Source organism: Asanoa sp. NPDC049573 (assembly GCF_040676615.1).
Lineage (GTDB): Bacteria > Actinomycetota > Actinomycetes > Mycobacteriales > Micromonosporaceae > Asanoa.
The window spans coordinates 317,595-334,557 of sequence record NZ_JBFAPI010000006.1 but is presented as its reverse complement, the minus strand read 5'-3'; the positions used below and the strand labels follow the sequence as shown (position 1 = coordinate 334,557).

17 protein-coding genes are annotated in these 16,963 nt (G+C 69.3%); 14 read left to right on the top strand and 3 right to left on the bottom strand.

Annotated elements, in window-relative coordinates:
* The first annotated feature begins 14 nt into the window (after nt 1-14).
* The 6 genes from AB0J74_RS17020 (at nt 15) to AB0J74_RS16995 (ending at nt 5,099) form a co-directional block, all read left to right on the top strand.
* On the top strand, nt 15-710 hold the full coding sequence (locus tag AB0J74_RS17020) for a helix-turn-helix transcriptional regulator (RefSeq protein ID WP_363448712.1): 696 nt from the start codon (nt 15-17) through the stop codon (nt 708-710).
* Between the two features lie 218 nt (nt 711-928).
* Nucleotides 929-1,246, top strand: coding sequence for a hypothetical protein (locus tag AB0J74_RS17015; protein WP_363448710.1), 318 nt, complete (start codon nt 929-931; stop codon nt 1,244-1,246).
* 73 nt (nt 1,247-1,319) lie between these two features.
* Nucleotides 1,320-1,772 carry a hypothetical protein gene (locus AB0J74_RS17010; RefSeq protein WP_363448708.1) on the top strand — a complete coding sequence of 151 codons (453 nt, stop codon included), beginning with the start codon at nt 1,320-1,322 and terminating at the stop codon, nt 1,770-1,772.
* A 91-nt stretch (nt 1,773-1,863) separates the two neighbouring features.
* Nucleotides 1,864-3,831 (top strand): glycoside hydrolase family 15 protein, encoded by a 1,968-nt coding sequence (locus tag AB0J74_RS17005; protein WP_363448706.1) that lies wholly within the window; start codon nt 1,864-1,866, stop codon nt 3,829-3,831.
* Nucleotides 3,832-3,849: 18 nt separating this feature from the next.
* A complete protein-coding gene (locus AB0J74_RS17000; RefSeq protein WP_363448704.1) occupies nt 3,850-4,713 on the top strand; it encodes a nucleoside hydrolase in 864 nt (287 codons plus the stop codon).
* Between the two features lie 74 nt (nt 4,714-4,787).
* Entirely contained in the window at nt 4,788-5,099 is a 312-nt protein-coding gene (locus AB0J74_RS16995) for a hypothetical protein (RefSeq protein WP_363448702.1), read from the top strand.
* Here the strand turns inward: AB0J74_RS16995 and AB0J74_RS16990 are convergent.
* Together AB0J74_RS16990 and AB0J74_RS16985 are read right to left on the bottom strand one after the other, a co-directional pair.
* Nucleotides 5,096-5,767, bottom strand: coding sequence for a ThuA domain-containing protein (locus tag AB0J74_RS16990; protein ID WP_363448700.1), 672 nt, complete (start codon nt 5,765-5,767; stop codon nt 5,096-5,098). The two genes, AB0J74_RS16995 and AB0J74_RS16990, sit on opposite strands and share 4 nt — an antisense overlap.
* Nucleotides 5,764-6,918 carry an endo-1,4-beta-xylanase gene (locus AB0J74_RS16985; protein WP_363448698.1) on the bottom strand — a complete coding sequence of 385 codons (1,155 nt, stop codon included), beginning with the start codon at nt 6,916-6,918 and terminating at the stop codon, nt 5,764-5,766. The genes AB0J74_RS16990 and AB0J74_RS16985 overlap by 4 nt, the downstream gene beginning before the upstream one ends.
* A gap of 167 nt (nt 6,919-7,085) precedes the next feature.
* On the opposite strand from AB0J74_RS16985, the gene AB0J74_RS16980 reads away from it, so the two are divergent.
* Genes AB0J74_RS16980 through AB0J74_RS16960 form a run of 5 tightly spaced genes read left to right on the top strand, consistent with a single transcriptional unit; the run spans nt 7,086 to nt 12,781 of the window.
* Nucleotides 7,086-8,174, top strand: coding sequence for a Gfo/Idh/MocA family oxidoreductase (locus tag AB0J74_RS16980; RefSeq protein ID WP_363448696.1), 1,089 nt, complete (start codon nt 7,086-7,088; stop codon nt 8,172-8,174).
* A gap of 21 nt (nt 8,175-8,195) precedes the next feature.
* Nucleotides 8,196-8,930: a phytanoyl-CoA dioxygenase family protein gene (locus AB0J74_RS16975; RefSeq protein ID WP_363448694.1), complete on the top strand. Its 735-nt coding sequence runs from the start codon at nt 8,196-8,198 to the stop codon at nt 8,928-8,930.
* Entirely contained in the window at nt 8,927-9,817 is an 891-nt protein-coding gene (locus AB0J74_RS16970; RefSeq protein WP_363448692.1) for a sugar phosphate isomerase/epimerase, read from the top strand. The genes AB0J74_RS16975 and AB0J74_RS16970 overlap by 4 nt, the downstream gene beginning before the upstream one ends.
* Nucleotides 9,818-9,830: 13 nt before the next feature.
* Nucleotides 9,831-11,840 (top strand): hypothetical protein, encoded by a 2,010-nt coding sequence (locus tag AB0J74_RS16965; protein WP_363448690.1) that lies wholly within the window; start codon nt 9,831-9,833, stop codon nt 11,838-11,840.
* Nucleotides 11,840-12,781, top strand: a complete 942-nt coding sequence (locus tag AB0J74_RS16960) for a zinc-binding dehydrogenase (protein ID WP_363448688.1) — start codon at nt 11,840-11,842, stop codon at nt 12,779-12,781. The genes AB0J74_RS16965 and AB0J74_RS16960 overlap by 1 nt, the downstream gene beginning before the upstream one ends.
* 5 nt (nt 12,782-12,786) lie before the next feature.
* On the opposite strand, the gene AB0J74_RS16955 is transcribed toward AB0J74_RS16960, so the two are convergent.
* The gene (locus AB0J74_RS16955) at nt 12,787-13,815 is read right to left on the bottom strand and encodes a LacI family DNA-binding transcriptional regulator (RefSeq protein ID WP_363448685.1); all 1,029 of its coding nucleotides are present in this window, start codon (nt 13,813-13,815) and stop codon (nt 12,787-12,789) included.
* A 172-nt stretch (nt 13,816-13,987) separates the two neighbouring features.
* On the opposite strand from AB0J74_RS16955, the gene AB0J74_RS16950 reads away from it, so the two are divergent.
* Genes AB0J74_RS16950 through AB0J74_RS16940 form a run of 3 tightly spaced genes read left to right on the top strand, consistent with a single transcriptional unit; the run spans nt 13,988 to nt 16,958 of the window.
* Entirely contained in the window at nt 13,988-15,307 is a 1,320-nt protein-coding gene (locus AB0J74_RS16950; protein WP_363448683.1) for a sugar ABC transporter substrate-binding protein, read from the top strand.
* A complete protein-coding gene (locus tag AB0J74_RS16945; protein ID WP_363448681.1) occupies nt 15,304-16,215 on the top strand; it encodes a sugar ABC transporter permease in 912 nt (303 codons plus the stop codon). The genes AB0J74_RS16950 and AB0J74_RS16945 overlap by 4 nt, the downstream gene beginning before the upstream one ends.
* The gene (locus tag AB0J74_RS16940) at nt 16,212-16,958 is read left to right on the top strand and encodes a carbohydrate ABC transporter permease (RefSeq protein ID WP_363448679.1); all 747 of its coding nucleotides are present in this window, start codon (nt 16,212-16,214) and stop codon (nt 16,956-16,958) included. Before AB0J74_RS16945 ends, AB0J74_RS16940 begins: the two co-directional genes overlap by 4 nt.
* The last annotated feature ends 5 nt before the right edge of the window (nt 16,959-16,963 follow it).

Genomic DNA, 16,963 nt, shown 5'->3' with positions numbered 1-16,963 from the left:
GGCACCATCGCGGCATGGACGAAGACGGATACGGCCTGGCCACGGCGATCGCCCCACTGCTGCGCGCCGAACGCGAGAAGGCGGCCCTGACCCAGGCCCAACTCGCCCGCCGCGCCGCGACGACACAACAACACGTCTCCATGATCGAGTCTGGCCACGTGGCGCCCACCATCGCGCTGCTGGACCGACTCTTCGACGCGCTCGGTCTCCAGTTGCGTGTCAGCGTCGAACAACGCGACGCCGACCTGGACGCCGGGATGGACGCCGCGTCCGACGACACCCGGGAAGACGACCTCTGCACCGCGAACAGCTTGACCAAGCGCCTCGACGCAGACGTCCCGTTCCTGCTCGACGGTCAACTCGCCGCCGCCATGATGGGCGTGCCCATCAAGGTCCGCCGCACCGACCTCGCGTTCGCCGAGGCCGACGCCGACAAGGTCGCCCACTGGCTGGCCGGGCTACCCAACGTGCGCCGCTGGAGCGACAAGTGGCAGGACTTCGCACCCATCGACCGCGACCCGCGCAAGCCCGGGCCACCGCATTACTGGACCCCGTGGGGCGAACTCCACGTGCGCCTCCTGCCGGCCGCGCCACCCCCGGTTCGCGTCGTGGTGGCCGAGCGCAGCTATCCGATCCGGCCGTTATCCGACGTTGAGGCCGACTACCCACAGATCGCCCGCATCATCCGCCGCGCCCGTCACCGAACGTGACCTCGCCCGGGCCGGAGGGTCTCCCGGAGCAGACATGTTTTCGCATGTACGTACGTGCGAAAACATGTCGGCACCGGGAGCACCTTCCCCGGCCGGCTCGACACGCCGGCCGACAGACACGCCGGCACGAGCGGCGCAAGCGGGTCGTCGAGCAACGCCAAAGTGGTCCGGGTCGGGGCGGTGGGATGGGACGGTGATCTCGGGGTTGGGAGGTCGTCATGCGAATTCCCACGCACCGGTTGCCGCCGCCTTCGCCGTGGGGCGGGGGGTCGGCCGGGCCGGCGCGGCCCAGCGGGGGGCGGCTCGCGCAGCGGACCGATGTCGCCGCCGAGGTGCGGTGGGGTGCCGGGTTCGGGACGGTCGCCGCGGTGGCGCGGTTGGCCGGCGAACAGGAACTGCTCCGCCACCTAGCCCTCACCGTGACACTCGACGGGCCCGAGGTCGTGCTGGTCGTGCGGGTCAAGGATCCGGCGGACACCGCTGGGCGGGATCGGCTTGTCCGCCTGCTCGCCGAACTGCAGGAGCGGCCAAAATAGGAACTTACCTCGCGATTCGGAAAATCGTGCCACGATGAAAGAGCGCAATACGTCCGAGCATCGGGGGGACACGATGACGCGGGATACATCGAGCAGGCAGCTCTGGGCGGCGAGCGGTTCGATCTTCGCCGCGGTCGTGCTGGTCATGATGGGTCTCTGGCAGCTCGTGATGGGCATCGTCGCGGTCCTGCGGGGATCCTTCTTCGTGGTGGCGAACAACTACCTCTACTCGTTCAGCACCACCGGCTGGGGCATCCTGCACATCGTGCTGGGCGCGCTGGCCGCGCTCGCCGGCTTCGCGCTCTTCACCGGTGCGCGCTGGGCCCGGGCGGTCGGCATCTTCTTCGCCGTGCTGTCCGCGACGGCGAACTTCTTCTTCATTCCCTACTACCCGTTCTGGTCGTTGCTGGAGATCGCGATGGCGGTCTTCGTGATCTGGGCGCTGGCCGTCTGGCGGCCGGAGCGCACCGGGATGCGCTCGGCGCCCGACGACACGGGCGAGTTCCGCCGCACCGCGGCGCGCTGACGATCGACCACAGTGGAAGGCCCCGGCGAGAGCCGGGGCCTTCTGCGCGATTTCCGGCATACGGCGTCGTACGCGTGGTTACCGTCGAACTGTGACCACGAACCCGGACAGCGCCGAGGCCGCCGCCGCGATCTCGGGGGCGGGCGGGCTGGTCGCCGCCGGCGGGCGCAACGCGCGCGCGGCGAGCGGCTGGGTGAGCATGGCTGCGACGCGCTCCCCGTTCCCGCCGATCGAGGACTACGCCTTCCTGTCCAACTGCCATACCGGGGCGCTGGTCGCACCGGACGGCTCGGTCGACTGGCTGTGCGTGCCCCGGTTCGACTCGCCGAGCATCTTCGGCAGCGTGCTCGACCGCGAGGCCGGCATGTTCCGGCTGGGGCCTTACGGGATCAACCATCCGACCGCACGCGACTACGAGCCGGGCACCAACGTGCTGATGACCACCTGGCGGACGCTGACCGGATGGCTGCTGGTGCGCGACGCCCTGAGCATCGGGCCGACCAACGGGCCCGACGTGGTCACCCCGCACAGCCGGCCGCCCTACGACGACGACGCCGATCACCTTTTCGTGCGTACCGTCGAATGTCTTGACGGACACGTCGATATCGAGATGGTCTGCGAGCCGGCGTTCGACTACGGCCGCACGCCGGCCACCTGGTCCTTCGTGGACAATGACCAGCACGTCGCCGACGGCACGGGTGCGGGCACCACCGTGCGGCTGCGCTCCGACATGGCGATGGGCATCGAGGGCAACCGGATCCGCGGGCGGCGGCGGCTCAAGCGCGGCCAGCGGGCGTACTGCGTGCTCTCCTGGGCCGACCAACTCGCGACGCCGGGCAGCTACGCCGACGCGCAGGCCTGCGTCGACAACACGACGGCCTACTGGCGGAACTGGTTGACCGGTGCGCGGATCCCGGACCACCGCTGGCGTGACGCCCTGCAACGCTCGGCGATCACCGTCAAGGGGCTGACCTACATGCCGACCGGCGCGACGGTCGCCGCGCTGACCACGTCGCTGCCCGAGACACCACACGGCGAGCGCAACTGGGACTACCGGTTCACCTGGATGCGGGACAGCTCGTTCACCATGCAGGCGCTGCACTACCTCAACCTGGACTGGGAGGCCGACGAGTTCATGCAGTTCGTCGCCGACATCGAACCCAACCACGACGGCACCTTGCAGATCATGTACGGCATCGACGGGCGCCGGGACCTGACCGAGAAGACCCGTGACGACCTTTCCGGGTACGGCGGCGCCCGGCCGGTGCGGGTCGGCAACAGCGCGTTCGACCAGCGGCAAAATGACGTGTTCGGCGCCGTGCTCGACTCGGTCCTGCTGCACACCCGGCGCAGCCAGCGGATGCCGCGCCGGCTGTGGCCCATCGTGACCAGCCAGGCCGACTCCGCGGCCAAGGTGTGGCGCAACCCCGACCAGGGGATCTGGGAAGCGCGCGGCGAACCCCAGCACTACGTGTCGTCCAAGCTGATGTGCTGGATCGCGATGGACCGGGCGTCGCGGCTGGCCGAGATCCGTGGGCATCCCGACGCGAAGAAGCGCTGGGCCGAGACAGCCAAGGAGATCCACGACGACATCCTGGCCCACGGGGTACGCGACGACGGCGTGCTGCGCCAGCACTACGACACCGACGCCCTGGACGCGTCGACGCTGCTCGCGGTGCTCTACAACTTCCTGCCGCCCAGCGACGAACGGATGCGCAACACGGTCGACGCGATCGCCAAGGACCTCACCGAGGAGGGGTTCGTGTTGCGCTATCGCACCGACGAGACCGACGACGGCCTCTCCGGCAAGGAGGGTTCGTTCCTGATCTGCTCGTTCTGGCTTGTGTCGGCCCTGACCGCGACCGGCGAGGTGGCCCGCGGGATCGAGCTGATGGAGCGGTTGCTGAAGGTCGGCTCGTCGATGAACCTCTACGCCGAAGAGTTCGACACCAAGACCGGGCGGCACCTGGGCAACTTCCCGCAGGCCTTTTCGCACCTGGCGCTGATCCAGGCGGCCTCACGGATCATCCTCGCCGAACGGTTGGCCGAGGTCTCCTGAGGCTGGGATCATGGCCGGATGGCCGAGCTCGTCCTGCTGGACACCGACATCGGCAACGACATCGACGATGCCGTCTGCCTGGCCTACCTGCTGGCCCAGCCGGAGTGCGAGCTGCTCGGCATCACCACGGTGACCGCCGCGCCGGTCGACCGGGCCAGCCTAGCCAGCGTGCTCTGCCGGGTCGCCGGGCGCGACGTGCCGATCCTGCCGGGCGCCGGCGTGCCGCTGGTCGGGCCGCCCGTGCAGAAGCCGCCGCCCCAGGCCGCCGCGCTCGCCCGCTGGCCGCACGACGACGTGTTCCCGGTCGGCGAGGCGGTCGAGTTCATGCGGCACACGATCCGCGCACACCCGGGTGAGGTCACGCTGCTGACCATCGGCCCGCTCACCAACGTGGCGCTGCTGTTCGCCGTCGACCCGGTGCTCCCGTCACTGCTGAAGGGCCTGGTCATGATGGGTGGGTGGTTCCTCGATCCGACCGGGCCGGAGTGGAACGTGCACAACGATCCGCACGCCGCGGCCCGGGTCTACGCGGCGTCCGTCCGGGTGCACCGGTCGGTGGGCCTGGACGTGACCCGCCGCGTGCGGATGGACGCGCCCGAGTTCCTGGCCCGCTGCGACCTTCCGCTGTTGCGGCCGGTGGCCGACATGGCCGCGGCCTGGTTCACCGAGCGGCCGGAGGTGACCTTCCACGACCCGCTGGCGGCCGCCTCGGTCTTCGCGCCCGGGCTGTGCGGGTTTGCGCGCGGCGAGGTCACCGTCGACACCGCCGACGGCGGCACCCGGTGGCGGCCCACCGACAACGGGCCACACGAGATCGCCGAAACGGTTAACCCGGACGCGTTCGTCACGCATTACTTCTCGACGGTTTCCGGCGCCGGGTAACGGGTAAAATCAAGGACGCCGGCGTCTTCCCCCTCGGCCGGACATGCACAGTGGATGCATCGAAGGGGAAGAGTGTGTGGCAGAGTCTGTGGACCAGGCATTTCGACGCTACCGTCGGCGACGGCGGGCCGCTGCGCGGCGCCAGGCAGGCCCGTTCGTCGGCCGACATGGTGTTCGCGGTGCGGCTCGACTGGCCGGCCGGTGATCACGAGTTCGGCTGCCCACGCGCCGACGAGGGTGCGGCCCGCCGCGAACTCGACCGGGTGCGGTGGTTCTGGCGGCGCGGGCCGATGCGCCCCCGGCTGAGGCTGGTGCGGATCAGCGCGCACGATTTCGACCTGCACGCGAAGGCCCGCCGGGGGTGCAAGGCGCCCGATTGCCCTTAGGCCTGTCGGCTCGCCCAGAGCAGGCCGCGTTCGGTGAGGGTGCGCACCTGCGGGTGGTCGAGGTCGTCGAGCTTGTGGCCGACCGTCGAGACGAAGATGCGGCCCTGGCCCCATTGCCGGGTCCAGACCGCCGGCACCACCAGGTCGGCGCGCCAGGCGGTGTCGGCGGTCGCGCGGAACCGGGTGGTCGCGAGCACGTCGCTGAGCGCGTCGGTGAGCACCCAATATTGTTCGGTGTGCAGCGCCCACTTGGCCGGCAGGCCGGCGACGATCGGGTGGTCCGCCCGGGCGGCGACGACCTCGACCTCGTAGTCGACGAAGTCGTCGGGGTGCTCGGCGAACTGGCCGCCGGTCATCTGCAGATAACGGGTCGACGAACGGAACGAGTCGACCACACCGCCGTGCCAGCCGGCGAACCCGGTGCCGGAGCGCACGGCGCCGATCAGCCCGTCGATCTGCTCGGCGGTCGCGGTGCCCATCGTCCAGCACTGCACGATCAGGTCGAGACCGGCCATCGCGGCCGGATCGGCGTACACGTCGAGGGTGTCGCTGATCTCGACATGGAAGCCCTGTTCGCGGAGGAACGGCACGAACCGGTCGGTCGCGCTGACCGGCACGTGCCCGTCCCAGCCGCCCCGGACGACCAGCGCCCGGCGGTTTTCAGTCATTCCGGAATGCTCCACAGTAGAGGTCGGTTCGGTGCGCCGCCGAGCTGGTTGGCGATCGCCGTGTAGGCCGGCTTCGGCGCCAGGTCGTCATCGTAGGCGAGCGGGCGTCGTGCGGCGCCGTCGTCCCGCGGGTAGTCCTCTTCCAGCCAGGTGTAGCGGTCGGAGAGGCCGAACGCCATGACCGCGCGCACGTCGCGGCACGAGAGCGCGACGTCAAGGTAGCGGCGGTAGACGTCGCGGACGCCGGCGTCGCGGACCGCGATGTCGGCCGGCAGGCCGTCGTCCCGCACGTCGAGTTCGGTGATCAGGATCTGGAGGCCGCGGTCGGCGACCTCGCCCAGCCAGCGGGTGTAGGCGCGGGCGTCGAACCGGTCCTGGAACTGGTCGGCCAACAGGTGCGCCTGCACGCCGAGGGCCTGCACCGGCGCACCGCGGTCGAGCAGCCTGTCGATGACCTGGAGGGTGGCCCGGCGCCGCGGTCCGGGCTCGTCGCCGTACTCGTTGACGGTCTCGAAGCCGAACTCGTTGATGACCAGCAGCGCGTGCGGATCGGCGTCGTGCGCCACGTGGAAGGCCTCCTCCACGTAGGACGGCCCGAGCGGCTCCCACCACGGCACGTCGGTGCGATAGCCGCGCTCCCCCTCGGGGCTGGTGACCTCGTTGGCGACACTCCAGGCGTCGACCCGGCCACGATAGCGGCGGACCACCGCGCGGGCGGTGCCGAAGAGCACCGTGCGGGCCCGCTGCTCGGACATGCCCCAGAGGTCGTCTTCGGTCCAGCCGTCGCCGAAGCCCTCGTCCCAGACGAGGTGGGCGCCGAACACCCGCATGTGCCGCTCTTCGGCGAACGCGATGATCTGGTCGGCGTAGCTGAAGTCGAGATCCGCGTCCGGCGTCGGCTTGAGCCGGTACCAGAGCAGGTCGTCCTCGGTGAACAGCAGGGCGGCTTCGCGGTTGAACAACGCGGCGTAGTCGGGGTCGGAGATCTGCCAGGTCGCGGTCGACGAGCCGAACACGATGCCGCGTTGCTTGGCGGTCTTCCAGAGCGGGGTGCGCGGCGCGGCCGAGGCCGGCGCGACACCGAGGGCGCCCGCACCGGCCAGGCCGGCGGCGCCGAGGAGAAGGGAACGGCGGGAGAAGTCGTGGCGCACGATGGTTCCTCCTTCAGGGCGGAGGTGCAAAACGTTTTGCCAGCGCGCACTCTACGGCCGTTCCCGGGCACCTCACAAGACCCATTGCCCCCACCGCACACCTGTGGTTAGGCTGCGCCCACCGAAGTTGGCAAAACGTTTTGCATACCGTCGGAAGGGGTCTGCTCGTGACTCGGTTGTCCATGGGCGTCATCGGACTCGGCGAGGTCGCCCAGGTCGTGCACCTTCCGGTGCTCCGGTCCCTGCCGGACCTCTTCGAGGTCACCGCCGTCTGCGACATCTCCCCCGGCCTGCTGGACCGGATCGGACGGCAGTACGGCGTGCCGAACCGATATGCCGATGTCGCCGAGATGCTCGACCACCAGCGGCTGGACTGCGTGCTCGTGCTCAACAGCGACGAGTACCACGCCGAGGCCGTGGTCGCCGCGCTCGACCGGGGCGTGCACGTGCTCGTGGAGAAGCCCATGTGCCTCAGCCCGCGGGAGGCGGAGCGGATCATCGCTGCCCGGGACCGCTCGGGAGCGGTGGTCATGGTCGGCTACATGCGGCGGTTCGCGCCGGCGTTCGTCGAGGCCACCGAGCGGATCGGCGACCTGGGCCGGATCAACTACGCGCGGGTGCACGACATCATCGGCCGGAACCAGTTGATCATCGACCAGACGATCTTCGTGGACCGGCCGCAGGACGTACCCCGGGAGAAGGTCGAAGAACGGTGGGCCAAGGGCCGCGCTCTGGTCGCCGACGCGCTCGGTGCCGTTCCGGACGTGCTGGCCGGCACCTACCGGCTGCTCTGCGGGCTCGGCAGCCACGACCTGTCGGCCATGCGCGAGCTGCTCGGCCGGCCGCGCGGCGTGCTGGCGGCCCGGCAGTGGCGTGACGGGCAGTTCATCACGGCCCTGCTGGAGTACGACGACTATCTGGTCACCTACGAGACCGGGGTCGACCAGCAACTCCGGTTCGACGCGCACATCGAGGTCTATGGCGAGCACGCCACCATGCGGGTGCAGTACGACACGCCGTATGTCCGGCACTTCCCGACCCTGCTCATCACCGAGGAGACCCACGGCGACGGCCTGCACCGGTCGGTCAACCGGCCCCACCTCAAGGACCCCTACACCCACGAGCTCGAGTATTTCCACACGATGGTCACCACCGGCGGCAGCCCGAAGACCGGTCCCGAGGACTTCGTCGAAGACCTCGACCTGTTCGCGGAGCTCATCCGGGTGATGGCCGCCGACCCGTCCACCAAACCCTGATCCCGCACCCGGAGGTGCACCGTGTTGGACCAACAGGACGTTGCGTTCTTCCGCGAGAACGGCTACTACCTCAACCGCGAGCAGCTGTTCTCCCCCGCGAAGATGGACCTGCTCGAAGGAATCTTCGAGGAACACCTGGCCGATAAGGGTGACAAGCTCTCGGACGAGCTCGACACGCCGCACTTCCGCGACCCGCGCCTGCTCGACCTGCTGCTGTCCGAGGAGGTGCTCGACCTCGTGGAGCCGTTGGTCGGGCCCGACATCGCGCTGTGGACCAGTCACTTCATCTCGAAGGACCCGAAGGTGGGCCGGGCCACGCCGTGGCACGAGGACAGCGCCTACTGGAAGGGCCGGCTCTCGGAGTATGACCGGATCGTCACCGTCTGGCTGGCGCTCGGCCCGAGCAACCAGGAGAACGGCTGCATGCGGGTCATCCCCGGCACGCACCACAACGGCTTCTCCGAGTATGTGCCGACCGACAAGACCGTGCAGACGTTCCACGCCGAGATCCCGAACGTCGACGAGAGCAAGGCCGTCTATTTCGAGCTGGAACGCGGCCAGTGCTCACTCCACGATGGACGGATCATCCACGGCGCGAAGCCCAACACCAGCGACATCCGGCGTACGGGCTACACGATGCGCTACTTCCCCGCCTCGGTGAAGGTGCTCGACGTGCCCGACAACGCGGGTTGGAAGATCTGGCTGGCCCGGGGCGAGGACAGCGCGGGCAACACCTACCAGCCGGATCCTCGGTGAAACTGGGCTTCCTGACCGCGTGCCTGCCCGGCGAGCCGCTCGACGCGATCGCCGGGTGGGCCGCCGGGCAGGACTACGCCGCTCTCGAAGTGGCGGCGTGGCCGGTCGACCCGGGCCGGCCGTGGGAAGCGAGCCATCTCGACGCGAGCACCGGCGAGGTGCTGCGCCGGCACGGTCTGGAAATCTCGGCGGTCGCCTACTACGAGAACCTGCTGCACCACGACGTGGGAGAGCGCAAGCGGATCCACGACCACCTGCGCCGCTGTGTCGACCAGGCGGCGGCGCTGGGCTGTCCGCTGGTCGGCACGTTCATCGGCCGCGACGTCACCCGCACGGTCGCCGCGAACCTGCGGCTCGCCGAGGACCTGCTGCCGCCGCTGGTGGCGTACGCGGCGCAGCGGGGTGTGGTCTTCGTGGTGGAGAACTGCCCGATGGAAGGCTGGCACCCGGACGGTTACCCGGCCAACCTGGCCTATTCGCCCGAGCTGTGGCGCTGGCTGGGCGGGTTGGGCTTCTTCCTGAACTTCGACCCGTCGCACCTGGTCTGGCTGGGCATCGACCCGGTCGCCGCGCTGGCCGAGAACCTCGGCCTGGTCAAGCACGTGCAGGCCAAGGACGTGCAGGTCGACCCGGCCGCCCGCAACAGCTTCGGCGTGTTCGGCCAGCTGATCGACAAGCCGTCGCCGTGGACCAGCGGGTGGTGGCGCTACCGGGTTCCGGGCCTGGGCGAGGTCGACTGGCGGCGCCTGGTCGACGTGCTCTACGAGGGCGGCTACGACGGCTTCGTCTCGGTCGAGCACGAGGACCCGGTCTGGTCCGGCACACCCGAACGGGTCCGCCAAGGGCTCGTGATCGCCCAGCGCACGCTGGCACCGCTGATCGTCTAGACGGGAGTTCGCGATGCAACGTGGCGTGTACTTCGACGCCTGGTTCCCCCGCCAGCACTGCTATCACCCCAGCCTGCCGCCCCGCCGGCTCCGGATGATCGACGACCTGGTCGACTACCGGGCCACGACGCTGGTCTGGGCATCCATGGGTGGCGGTTCGATCTCGCTGCCCTACCTGGAGCAGGAGGCGTTCGGGCCGGTCGACGCCCGGTCCCGGTTCTACGGCTTCGTCAACGACAGTGAGTTCGTCGCGGCGGCACAGGCCCGGGGCATCAAGGTGCTGGGCATCGTCTTCGAGGCGCAGGGCTGGGAGTTCCCGGTCGAACTGTCCGAGGCCGAGGACGAGGTGCTGGCGATCAACGAACTGCGCGGCGCCGGGAAGCGCGACTGGATGGGGTTGCGCGAGTTCGGCCAGAACCGGTACCCGAAGCTGTGGAAGCCGGTCGAGGCCTACTTCCTCGACGGTCTGGTCAACAGCGCCGGCGAACCGGTCACCGACATCATCGAGGAGTGCTGCGCGCGCGACATCCACCAGCGCGCGCTGCACGCCCGTTGGGTCGAGTGCCCGGACCGCGAGCACCAGTGCTTCTACATGGACCGCAACAACCCGGTCTGGCGGGCGTATCTGAAGGCGATCATCAAGATCCAGATCGACGCCGGTGTCGACGGGGTTCAGCTCGACGAGACCGAGCTGCCGCTGGGCTCACTGCAGTACGGCGGCTGCTTCTGCCGCGACTGCATGACCGGCTTCCGGTCGTATCTGGCCTCGTTGCCGATCGACCTGGACCTCACCGACTTCCACTACGGACGGTGGCTGCTGGAACAGGGCTACGACTTCAAGAGCCGGCTCCACGAGACACCGCTGTACGCCGAGTACCACCGCTACCAGCTCGGCGCGATCCGGGCGCACTTCGCGGAGCTGGCCGACTACGCCCGCGAGTACGGCCGGTCGGTCGGGCGCGAGGTGCTGGTCTCCGGCAACTTCTTCAACATGGACCCGCAGTATCTCGGGCTGGTCGACGACGTCGACCTGATCGTCACCGAGATGCGCAACACCACGTTCCGGCAGCCGCAGTGGTTCCGCTACGTGGCCGGGTTCGCGGGTGACAAGGACGTCATCGTCGTCGAGAACCCGTACGGCGGCGTGGTGCCCGAGCTGGTCGAGTCCTTGAAGAAAGGCCGCGGCTACGACCTGTTCCGCCTCTCGCTCTTCGAGGCGGCGGCGTTCGGCGTCAACATGTCGGTGCCCTACGGCTCGTGGATGGGCGCGACGATCGAAGACGCCTTCTACGCACCGCACGAGATGGCCGCACAGGCACAGGCGTTCCTGGCCGAGCACGAGCGGTTCTTCGCGCGCCGCACGGTCAACGAGGTGGCCGTCGTCTACGGCGTCGAGAGCAACCGCGAGCTGATCGCCAAGGCCGACGTCGGCGACAACCTCGTCAACGCCCGCGACGAGACCGTGGTGGTGCCCTACCGCCAGGTGACCGAGGCGCTGGCCAATGCCGCGGTGCCCTTCGACGTGGTGATCTTCTCGGACGGGCGGACCGCGCCGGACCGGGTCACGGCCGAGTCGTTGAGCCGCTACCGCACGGTGGTCCTGCCGCGCGTCGACCACCTGACCGAGGCCCAGCAGGCGGCGCTGGCCGCCTATGCGGACGGTGGCGGCCAGGTCGTGCGGATCCACGACCAGACCGGGCTGGACGCGCTGCTGCCGGGTGGCCGGCAGGTCACGCTCGCGGGAGCCGACACCGGCGCCGTCGCGGTCAACACGGCCGCGCTGGCCGGTGGTGCCGTTGCCGTGCACCTGGTCAACTACGGCCATGACGACGCGGCCGACCAGGTGCGCCGGACGGGCCCGGTCACGTTGTCGGTGCGGCTGCCGGACGTGACGGAAGTGGCGGCCGCGTACGAGAGCGACGGCACGGTGACACCGCTTCCGGTGGTGGCGGCCGACGGCTTCCACCGGGTGGCACTGGACGGGCTCGGCACGTACACCATCGTGGTGTTCGGGGAGGTTTGATGAGGCTCGCGATGTTGACCGGTCCCGGCCGGTTCGAGATCGAGGAGGTCGACCGGCCCGTGCCGGCGCCCGACGAGGTGCTGGTGCGGGTGGCCGCCTGCGGTGTCTGCTCCTCGGAACTCGCGGCGTTCGCCGGTGACGGCGACGACTATCCGCGCTTCATCGGGCACGAGGTGAGCGGCACGGTCGCCGAGGTGGGTCCCGACGTCACCGGTCTGGCCGCCGGTGACCCGGTCGGCTGCTGGGTCACCTCGCACGGTTTCGCCGAATACGTCACCGTCAAGGCCGCCTACTGCGTGCCGGCCGGCGGCGTCCCGCTCGACGAGGCCCTCGCCGAGCCGCTCGCGTGCGCCGTCAACGCCGTCGAGGAGACCGGCGTCCGACTCGGCGACGACGTGGTGCTCATCGGCGCGGGCTTCATGGGCAACCTGGTGCAGTCGCTGGTCGCGCTGCGCGGGGCCCGGCAGCTCATCGTCGCCGACACCCGGCCCGACGCGCTGGCCCGGGCCGCGGCACTGGGTGCGACCCGGGTGGTCGACGTGCGCTCCGAGTCGCTGGTCGACGTCGTGGCGGCCGCGACCGAGGGGCGGGGGGCCGACATCACGTTCGAGGCGACCGGCGGCCAGGCCGCGCTCGACGTCGTCGGTCAGACCACCCGGATGAGCGGCAAGGTGGTGCTGGTGGGCTTCCACCAGGGCGAGGCCCGCCGGATCAACCTGGCGCACTGGAACTGGATGGCGTTCGGCATCGTCAACGCGCACTACCGCGACGTCGGCGTCATCATGCGCGGGATGGAGGTGGGCATGCGGCTGCTGACCGCGGGCCACCTCTCGCTGGCGCCACTGGTCTCGCACCGGTTCCCGCTGGAGCGGATCGGCGAGGCGTTCGAAGCGGCCCGCACGAAGCCGGACGGCTTCGTCAAGGCGGTGGTGACGATGTGACCCGGTCAGGCGGACGAGCGCACGACCAGCGGGCAGGGCAGCACGACGATGCGACCCTCGCCGGCGTAGCTGCCGGTGATCCGGCTGAGCAACAGCTCACCCGCGGTGTAGCCGGTCTCGTAGGCCGGGTTGCGCACTGTCGTCAGTGGAGGGTTCACGATCGTCGCGGCGTCGACGTCGTCGAAGCCGACGATGGCGACGTCGCCGGGCACCGTCAGCCCGAGCTCGTGCGCGGCGTCGATGGCACCGATCGCGGTCAGGTCGTTGGCGCAGAACACCGCGTCCGGCCGTTCGTCGAGCGCCATCAGCGTGTGCATCGCCTTCTGGCCACCCGAGCGGGTCCAGTCGCCGCGCACCATCAGGGCCGGGTCGACGGGGATCCCGCTCTCCGTCAGGGCGCGGCGATAGCCGTCGTCGCGGCCGGACCCGGTGGCGTGTGGGCCTTCGATGATGGCGATCCGGCGGGAGCCGCGGTCGACCAGGTGGCGCACGGCCGCGTGCGATCCGACCTCGTCGTCGGGTGCGACCAGGTCGACGTGCGGGTCGTCGTCGGACGCGCTGCCGATGCGGACCGCGGGCACGCCCAGGCCGCCGGGGCCGGCGCCCACGTCGCCGGTGACGTTGCCGGCGGCCATCACCACGCCGTCGACGCCGCGGTCGACCACGTCGGCCAGGAACGAGTCCTCGCGCTCCGGTATCCCGTCGGTGTTGCAGACGTAGGTGCCGTAGCCGGCCACGTCGACGGCGTCGGCCAGGCCCCGCGTCAGCACGGCGTAGAACGTGTTGGTGATGTCGGGAACCACGACCGCGATCATCTTGGACCGCCGGGTGCGCAGGCTGCGGGCGACGTTGTTGGGCCGGTAGCCGAGCTGGCGGATGACCTCGCGCACGGTCTCCTGGGTCGATTCGGCGACCCAGCGCTTGCCGGAGAGCACATGGGACACCGTCGTGGGGCTGACCCCGGCCAACTTGGCCACCTGCACCAGCGTCACCCGGGTGTCGTCGGGCCCGGCTGAGCGCGGTGGCTCTGGCATGCCTGCAGACGCTAGCAAAGCTGTTTCCCTTCGAGAGCCCGCGCGAGCGGTTCGTTACGCCGGATCTCTTGACAACGACTGTTCCGACGATGACCCTAGCCGCAGTATGCCAAACGATTTGCATGCGGGTTACGCCTGTGATTCGTCGATAAAGACTTAGGGAGCTGATCCGATGACACATCGCCTGTCCCGTAGGTCCCTGGCAACGGTGGTGGCGACGACGACCGCGGCGCTCGCGCTGGCGGCTTGCTCGACGGGTGGGGGCTCGTCGACCGACAAGGGCGCCGGCGAAGGCCCGGTACCCGAGCCGTCCTCCCCCGTGACCATCTCCTTCGCGTCCTGGGTCGGCGCGGAACCAGACATGAAGACGCTGGTCGACACGTTCCAGAGCGCGCACCCGAACATCAAGATCGAGTTTCAGAACGTGCCGGCGGAGGAGGCCAACGAGAAGCTCACCGCCCAGGTCGCCGGCGGCAACCCGCCCGACGTCGCGTTCATCGACGCGAGCACCACGGCCCAGTTCGCCGCGCGCAAGGCGCTGGTCAACCTCGACAACTACATCAAGCGCTCCGACGTCGTGAAGGCCGACGCCTACGTGCCGGCCTTCAAGACCTTCGTGACCTACGACAACAGCATGTACGGCCTGCCGTTCGACGGTGAGTCGACGGCGCTGTTCTACCGCACCGACCTGTTCCAGGCCGCCGGCATCACGGCCCCGCCGACCACCTGGCCGGAGTACGAGGAAGCGGCGAAGAAGCTGACCGACCCGGCCAAGCGCACCTACGGCAACGCCATGTTCGCCAGCTCGCCGGAGGCCGCCTACTACTGGTATCCGTGGCTCTGGCAGGCCGGCGGCAAGCTGCTCTCCGACGACGGCAAGCAGGTGCTCTTCAACTCGGCGGAGGCCAAGACCGCGGCCGAGTTCTACGTCAAGATGGCGCAGTACGCGCCCAAGGACTATCTCAACTCCAACTCCTACGACGGCCGCCAGGCGTTCGCCAACGGCCAGGTCGGCATGTATGTCGCCGGCTCCTGGTTCGCCGGCACGCTGGGCGACGAGTTCCCGCAGATCGACGGCAAGTGGTCGGTCGCGCCGCTGCCGAAGGGCTCCGCGGGCTGCGGCACGACGATCGCCGGTGACGCGCTGGTCATGTTCAGCCAGGGCAAGAACGCCGACGCCGCGTGGAAGTTCATCGAGTTCCTCAGCCAGCCCGAGAACGTGGCCCAATGGACCTACAAGTCCAAGGCCGGCACCACCCTTCCCCCGATCAGCAGCCTGCTCGAGTCGCCCGACCTGGTCGCGACCAAGCCGATCCTCAAGGGCTTCGCCGAGGCGATGCCGTGCGGCGTGAGCAACGTGGTCGCCAACCCCGACTGGCCCAAGATCGAGGAAGCCATCAACGCGGAGTTGGCCAAGGCCATCTACGGCGAGCAGACCGCGGCACAGGCGCTCGACAACGCCGCCGCCGAGGCCGAGAAGATCATCAGGTGAGCGCGCGGGGGCGAGGAGCCCGCAGCGGCGTCCTCAACAGAATGTGGCGGGAGCGGTCCGCGTACGGGTTTCTCGCCCCCGGGCTCATCCTGTTCTCCATCTTCACCGTCTTCGCGCTCGGCTTCGCGTTCTACCTGACGTTCCGCGAGTGGAACATCCTGGAGCCGGAGAAGCCGTTCATCGGCCTGCAGAACTATCAGGACCTGCTGCACGACAAGGACTTCGGCCGGTCGATCATCAACACCGCCTACTTCACCGGCGCCTCGGTGCCGCTCGGGATGATCATCGGCCTGGCCGTCGCCCTGCTGCTCAACCAACCGATCCGCGGCCGGGGAATCCTGCGCACGCTCTACTTCCTGCCCACCGTCACGCCGTTCGTGGTCGCCGCGATCATCTGGAAATGGCTCTACAACGGCGACTTCGGGCTGTTCAACTTCTACCTGCTGAAGACGCACCTGATCAGCGAGCCACTGGTCTGGCTCTCCGACAAGAACCTGGCGATGCCGGCGGTCGTGCTGATGAGCGTCTGGACCAGCGTCGGCTTCTCGATGGTGGTCTACCTGGCCGCGTTGCAGGCGATCCCGAGCGACCTCTACGAGGCGGCCCGGATCGACGGCGCGGGCGCCTGGGCCCGGCTGCGCTACGTGACGCTGCCGCAGCTGCGGCCCTCGACGCTGTTCCTCATGGTGATGGGCATCATCGGCTCGTTCCAGGTGTTCACCCAGATCTACATCATGACCAGCGGCGGCCCGCTCGACCGCACCACCACGATGGTCTATTACATCTACGAGGCCGCCTTCAAGTTCTACGAGATGGGGTACGCGAGCACGCTGGCGTACGGCCTGTTCGTGTTGTTGCTGGTGTTCACCGTGCTCCAGCTTCGCCTCTACCGGAGGGCTGACGTGTGACCACCGTAGTCGACCGCCCGGCCGCGACCGCACCGATCGTCTCGCCGCCGCCGCGTGGCCCGGTCTGGCGCCGCCGCGCCTGGCTCGGTTTCTGTTATCTCGTCCTGGTGCCCGGCGCCATCCTGTTCGTGGCGCCGTTCGCCTGGCTGGTCTCGGCGTCCTTCCAGCACGTCGGCGACATCTTCTCCTGGCCACCACAGTGGATTCCGAAGCACCCGACGCTGGATGGCTACAAGGGCTTCTTCGGGATCGGCAAAGCCGGCGAGCTCGCGCAGGGCAGCGAGGGCGCTTGGCGCTGGTTTCTCAACAGCGCGTTCGTCGCCGGCTCGGTGACCACGCTGCAGCTGTTCTTCAACTCGCTCGCGGCCTACACGTTCGCCAAGCGCACGTTCCCCGGCCGCAACCTCATCTTCCTGGTGTTCCTGGCCACCATGATGGTGCCGCCGCAGGTCACCCTGATTCCCAACTATCTGGTCCTCAAGCACGTGCCGTTCTTCGGTGGCAACGACGTCATGGGCCAGGGCGGGCACGGCTTCCTGGACTCCTACTACGGGCTGATCCTGCCGGGCGCGGTGAGCGCGTTCGGCATCTTCCTGCTCCGGCAGTACATGATGTCGATCCCCGACGAACTGCTCGACGCCGCCCGGATCGACGGCGCCGGTGAGTTCAAGGTGTTCTGGAAGGTGGTGATGCCGCTGTGCGGGCCCGCGCTCGCGGCCACCGCGATCTTCACGTTCACGTAGGCCTG